7 protein-coding genes and 1 pseudogene are annotated in these 5237 nt (G+C 34.1%); 4 read left to right on the forward strand and 4 right to left on the reverse strand.

Annotation, left to right across the window (positions count from 1 at the left end):
* Nucleotides 1-309 (reverse strand): annotated as a pseudogene (locus tag OZD62_RS04430) (transposase); the annotation flags it as partial.
* Between the two features lie 136 nt (nt 310-445).
* Between OZD62_RS04430 and OZD62_RS04435 the strand changes: the two are divergent.
* Nucleotides 446-1153: a pyridoxine 5'-phosphate synthase gene (locus tag OZD62_RS04435; protein ID WP_275019514.1), complete on the forward strand. Its 708-nt coding sequence runs from the start codon at nt 446-448 to the stop codon at nt 1151-1153.
* Here the strand turns inward: OZD62_RS04435 and OZD62_RS04440 are convergent.
* From OZD62_RS04440 to rplM, 3 genes are all read right to left on the reverse strand, one after another.
* Nucleotides 1146-1457, reverse strand: a complete 312-nt coding sequence (locus OZD62_RS04440; protein WP_010082594.1) for an HU family DNA-binding protein — start codon at nt 1455-1457, stop codon at nt 1146-1148. The two genes, OZD62_RS04435 and OZD62_RS04440, sit on opposite strands and share 8 nt — an antisense overlap.
* A gap of 146 nt (nt 1458-1603) precedes the next feature.
* Entirely contained in the window at nt 1604-2059 is a 456-nt protein-coding gene (gene rpsI / locus OZD62_RS04445; protein ID WP_006279875.1) for a 30S ribosomal protein S9, read from the reverse strand.
* Between the two features lie 10 nt (nt 2060-2069).
* The gene (gene rplM, locus OZD62_RS04450) at nt 2070-2528 is read right to left on the reverse strand and encodes a 50S ribosomal protein L13 (protein WP_275019516.1); all 459 of its coding nucleotides are present in this window, start codon (nt 2526-2528) and stop codon (nt 2070-2072) included.
* Between the two features lie 129 nt (nt 2529-2657).
* On the opposite strand from rplM, the gene OZD62_RS04455 reads away from it, so the two are divergent.
* The 3 genes from OZD62_RS04455 (at nt 2658) to OZD62_RS04465 (ending at nt 5131) form a co-directional block, all read left to right on the forward strand.
* On the forward strand, nt 2658-3881 hold the full coding sequence (locus OZD62_RS04455) for a TolC family protein (protein WP_010082597.1): 1224 nt from the start codon (nt 2658-2660) through the stop codon (nt 3879-3881).
* 19 nt (nt 3882-3900) lie between these two features.
* The gene (locus tag OZD62_RS04460; RefSeq protein WP_010082598.1) at nt 3901-4476 is read left to right on the forward strand and encodes a PopZ family protein; all 576 of its coding nucleotides are present in this window, start codon (nt 3901-3903) and stop codon (nt 4474-4476) included.
* Nucleotides 4477-4552: 76 nt separating this feature from the next.
* Nucleotides 4553-5131 (forward strand): RlmE family RNA methyltransferase, encoded by a 579-nt coding sequence (locus tag OZD62_RS04465; RefSeq protein ID WP_275019520.1) that lies wholly within the window; start codon nt 4553-4555, stop codon nt 5129-5131.
* The last annotated feature ends 106 nt before the right edge of the window (nt 5132-5237 follow it).

Genomic DNA, 5237 nt, shown 5'->3' on the forward strand with positions numbered 1-5237 from the left:
ATATAAAAAAATATTTTACTCTTTTTGACTGGCCAGGGCTTTTTTTTAAATGTCTCTTTCCCTTGTTACTTTTGCTAACTCTTTCTGTAAATCAAATCTCTCTTTGTCGTAAGGAGCCATGTTACCTCTACCTGGAAATGCATCTGCTGCCGACTTTTTTTCGTTGTGTTTCTTTATCCATTTTCCTAATAAACCACCCTTTATTCCTAAATCCTTTGCTGTTTTTGTAATTGTTTGACCTACCTTTCTTTGTTCATTTGCCAGCTTAACAGCTTCCAATTTGAACTCTGCCGTATATTCTCTTGCCATTTCTAATCCTCCAAAATTTTATTTTACCCAAAAAAACTCTTTTCTTTCTCTCCACTTTTTCTGGATAAGGTCAAACAATGACTATGCAAAAAACCTAATAACATGTATAATCTATAAATAATTTCTGAGGTAGATTGTGAAACTAGGTGTTAATATCGATCACGTTGCAACCCTCCGCAACGCACGTGGAACTTCTTATCCAGATCCATTGAAAGCAGCAGAAATAGCCATTGACGCTGGAGCAGACTTTATTACTGTACACTTACGAGAAGATAGAAGGCATATTAGAGATGAAGACGTATTTAACCTAAAAAAAAGCATTAGCACTGAGCTAAATCTTGAAATTGCAGCCACGGAAGAAATGCTTGAAATAGCAAAAAAGGTAAAACCCTATTCGATTAGTATAGTACCAGAAAAAAGAGAAGAATTAACAACCGAAGGTGGCCTGGATATCGTGAATATGCACAGTAAACTTTCTAGTATAATAGAGGAAATGCATAGCGCTAGCATAAAAGTCTCACTGTTTATCGATCCAAATATTGATCAACTAAAATATCTTGAAAAGCTAGGGACAAAACCTGACATAATAGAAATTCACACAGGGGATTACTGTGATAATCCATCAGAAAAAAAGTTACAGTTAATTACTAATGCTGCAGAGTACGTCAATAAATTAGGAATAGAATGCCACGCAGGACATGGCATAACTTATAAACACGCTAAGAAGATGACAAGAATACCTCACATCTCAGCTCTTAACATAGGCCACTATTTAATTAGCGAAGCTGTATTTTACGGCTTACACAGCGTAGTAAAAACAATGAAAATGACAATGTCTAACTAACTGCTGCTTTTTCCTTCTCATTTAAAATACTTAAAAGAGTTTGGCTTGCTTTAAATTTTACCCTTGTCTTTTTAGGAACAGTCATGATCTGACCACTTTGGGGGTTACGACATTGTTTTTCCTGACTGATAGCAGTAGAAAATGTTCCTATTCCATGCAAACGTATTTCACCTTTCCCATGCAGCTCATTCTTTATTATTTTAATAAACGCATCATGAATCTTGCTCAAATCAGATTTTGTTATATCTATATTCTGACTAGAACAATCTTCCTTTAATTGTTTTATTATATCTTCTTTACTCATAAATTACCTTAATATTGAAAAAATCACATAAATAGCATATTATGTTGACACCGATAGTCAACTAAATTCATCACAAAAATAGAGGACATCATACATTTTTGCAAATATTTGTATAATACTTACAAAAAAACACCCCTATAAAATAACTATCTCTTAGAAAATTGACACTTTTTCCGAGCTTTATGTTGACCATATTTCTTACGTTCAACAACACGTGAATCTCTAGTTAAGAACTCACCATTACGTAGTATAGAATGCAAATCTTGGCTTACACTACTTAAAGCTCTGCTTATTCCATGAGCTAGAGCACCTGCTTGACCAGATAGCCCTCCACCTTTTACAGTTGCAAATACATCGTATTTATCCAATGTGGAAGTTGCAACAAATGGCATTTTTACTATTTGGCACACTGACTCTCTTTTAAAATAAGAAATTAGATCGCCTTTTTTGTTAACACTAAATTTTCCACTCCCCGGCTTTATCCATACCCTTGCTACAGATTCTTTTCTTCGGCCTGTAGCATATAAACGACCAAGCGAATCAACTGCTGATTTAATTGTCTTTTCTGACCAATCATTGTTATTTATTGTAGAACTCTTCATTTTTACTCCATTACTTTTTATTTTTACGATTCAAAGAGGCAAAATCTATCTTTTCAGGTTGCTGTCCTTGATGCTTATGCTCTGAACCAGAATAAACATACAAATTTTCAAAGCGTCTACGTGCCATAGGCCCATCATCAAGCATCCTTTTCACTGCCATTTCTATTACACGCTCAGGAAATTTGCCATTTAAAATATTATCTGGAGTAGTTTTCTTCAAACCACCAGAATAACCTGTATGCTTATGGTAAATTTTATCTTTAAGCTTCTTTCCGGTGAAATGCACCTTTTCTGCGTTGATAATAATTACATTATCGCCACAATCCATATGAGGTGTATACTCAGGTTTATGCTTTCCACGTAATAGTGTCGCTACAAATGCTGCAAGCCTCCCTACCACTAATCCTTCTGCATCTATGACAAACCACTTTTTATTGATTTGTTTCTCCTTTAAGAAAAAAGTCTTCATTATTTGATCCAACAATAGTAAGCTATGATATACTTAATTTCTCAATAGTGTCAACAATATTAGTTATTGATTATTAAAGTAATTTATGTTAGTAATTGAGCCGCGCAACCAATATGCATAGGAATTAGAATGTTTCGATTGATTATCACACTTGCGATCATTTTTAATACTATAAGTTGCTATGCAACCGATGTGGGAGAAGTGATAAGCAAAGCCATCAAAAATAGCTCAAAAATAAAGTCTCAATTTTACCAATATAAAAGCGCAGAAAAACACTATAAATCTTCTGGGTTAGCTGGATTTTTACCTGACATTAATTTGCAATACAATTTCGATAGTAACTTTAATCTTGATACATCTGAAAAAAAACTTACATTGCGCCAGAAATTAATCGATGGCGGTGGTACCTTTGCCACATTCAGTCGATCAAGCCATCTTCTCAAAGCAGAAAAGATGCGATTTCAGCAATTAAAACAAGAGCTTGCACTTAATGCTGTGAAAGCATATGTTAATGTTTTACAAAAGACAGAAATATTAAAGCTCAGAGAACATAAAGAACGCGTTTCTTTGGAACATTTGTCAGCTATGAAAAAACGCTTTTCCCTTGGAGAGGTAACCAATGCTGAAGTTTTGTTAGCAAAAGCAAAATTTTCGTCTTCTATATCCGAAAGAGTTGATGCTGAAGGTAAATTAAAGTTGGTAAATATTGCTTATTATCATTTGATTGGCGAAGATGCTGATGACCTTTCTGAAGCTAATGATAAACTACCTTCTGTTCCAGAGCTAAATGAATGTTTACAGTTAGCAAAAACCAATAATTTATCTCTAAAAGCAGCAGTTTATCAAAAAAGAGCAGCCGGAATGGAAGTGATTGCTGAAAGCTCCAAGTGGCTTCCTTCTTTAAATCTAAGTGCAAGCAAAAATTTTGGGGAGGATGGTATGAAGGTAGACAAACTATTAGAAAATGTTCATGTAGTTTTTACTCTTGATGTTCCAATCTTTAAGAGAGGAGTTAATGCTTTTGGTGTCAGTAAAGCTAAAATGGATGCAAAAAAATCTACCTACGATTATTATGAAACGGTAAAAAATATAGAACAAGCAGTTGTAAATGCTTGGAATAATGTGTTGACAGCAAAGGCCATTATCAAAGCAAGTCAAGAAGCGGAAAAAGCAGCAGCTCTAGCATTGGAAGGAGTTGAGCAAGAAGTAAACTTAAATTTAAAGAGTACATCTGACCTTTTGGACACTGAAGATGCATTATTTAAAGCACGTTCAGACTTAGTTGAAGCAAAAAGCAATTATGTGATTAGTGTTTACAACTTGCTTTTTATGATAAATAGTATAAACCTCTAAATTTAATGGTATTAGCACTATGCATGATGAACAAGGTAATCAATCTGTAAAAGATATCCTAGAAGATATAAAAAAAGCTATATCGGGTAAAAACGCGAGTAACGATAAAGCAGAAATAAAGGATGAAAATGATGATGTGCTATACCTTGAGGAAGAGTATCCAGAAGAAATAGAAGAAGATGGCAAAAAAGAAAATAATGAAAAAGAGGACATTGATAATGATGACCAAAGTGAGGAAATGGCTTGCAACAATAACCAATTTAATGGCCATAGCTACAATTCAGAAGAAAAAAAAGATATTTATCTGTACGATAATATCCAAATGAGTAATAACAAAGCGAGTAATAGCGGCTTACAAGCGCAAAATAACGATCATCTAATTTTAAAAGAGAATATGGAAGAGATCAAAGCGTTGCTTGGAAAAATGCAAAACGAATTACAGCATAAACAACAAAAAAAAGCGAACCTTACTGTTGAAGAATTAGTTACATCTCTTTTAAAACCTCAGCTCTCAGAATGGCTGAATAAATATCTACATGCACTGGTAAAAGAAGTAGTTGAAAAAGAGCTTAAAGATATAATCAATAATAAGTAGGGTATTAGCAATAAAAACTAGAGTAAAGACGGCTAGAGGCAGAAAACTATCTTCAACAAGGTGGCTACATCGTCATTTGAATGATCAGTATGTGCAAAAAACTAGCAAGGATGGTTATAGGTCACGCTCAGCATATAAGCTGGTAGAAATGGATAACAAATTTAAATTATTCCAAGAAGGGCAAAAAATTATTGATCTTGGTGCTTCTCCTGGTGGATGGTCACAAGTTGCATCTCGGAAAGGTGCAAATGTGGTTGCTCTTGACATAAAACCAATGAACGCAATTAATGGAGTAGAGTTTATACAATGTGATATTATCAATGAGTTTGAAATTTTAAGAGAAAAATTCAAGGATCAAAAATTTGATGTAATTTTATCTGACATGGCGCCCGAATCTTGTGGTTTAAAATCGTTGGATCATATCAGAATTATGCTTTTATGCGAAGCAGCGCTCAATTTTGCAAAGCATTTCTTGAGTCATGGTGGCACGTTTGTAGTAAAAATTTTCCAAGGAGAATCTGACAAAGATTTTTGTAACGAGCTAAAAAAAATGTTTAAAACAGTAAAATACTTTAAACCAAAGTCAAGTAGATCTGAATCTACAGAAATGTATTTGGTAAGTTTAGGCTTTATTGGCAGCAAACCTTCTATATAATATTAATCTAGGTAGTCCGCAGAAACAAAAAACTTGCTTGACAAACCTCGCCAGCCCCCTTATCATGAAACTGAAGCTATTGTATTTGCTTTCGCCAATCTGCAGA

Source organism: Wolbachia endosymbiont of Drosophila seguyi (assembly GCF_028981765.1).
In the GTDB taxonomy this organism is placed as follows: domain Bacteria; phylum Pseudomonadota; class Alphaproteobacteria; order Rickettsiales; family Anaplasmataceae; genus Wolbachia; species Wolbachia pipientis.

Excerpts from the sequence above, each read along its gene's own strand:
- OZD62_RS04460 (WP_010082598.1), top strand. The coding sequence starts at position 3,901 with ATGCATGATGAACAAGGTAATCAATCTGTAAAAGATATCCTAGAAGAT.
- OZD62_RS04440 (WP_010082594.1), bottom strand. The coding sequence starts at position 1,457 with ATGAGTAAAGAAGATATAATAAAACAATTAAAGGAAGATTGTTCTAGT.
- rplM (WP_275019516.1), bottom strand. The coding sequence starts at position 2,528 with ATGAAGACTTTTTTCTTAAAGGAGAAACAAATCAATAAAAAGTGGTTT.
- OZD62_RS04455 (WP_010082597.1), top strand. The coding sequence starts at position 2,658 with ATGTTTCGATTGATTATCACACTTGCGATCATTTTTAATACTATAAGT.
- rpsI (WP_006279875.1), bottom strand. The coding sequence starts at position 2,059 with ATGAAGAGTTCTACAATAAATAACAATGATTGGTCAGAAAAGACAATT.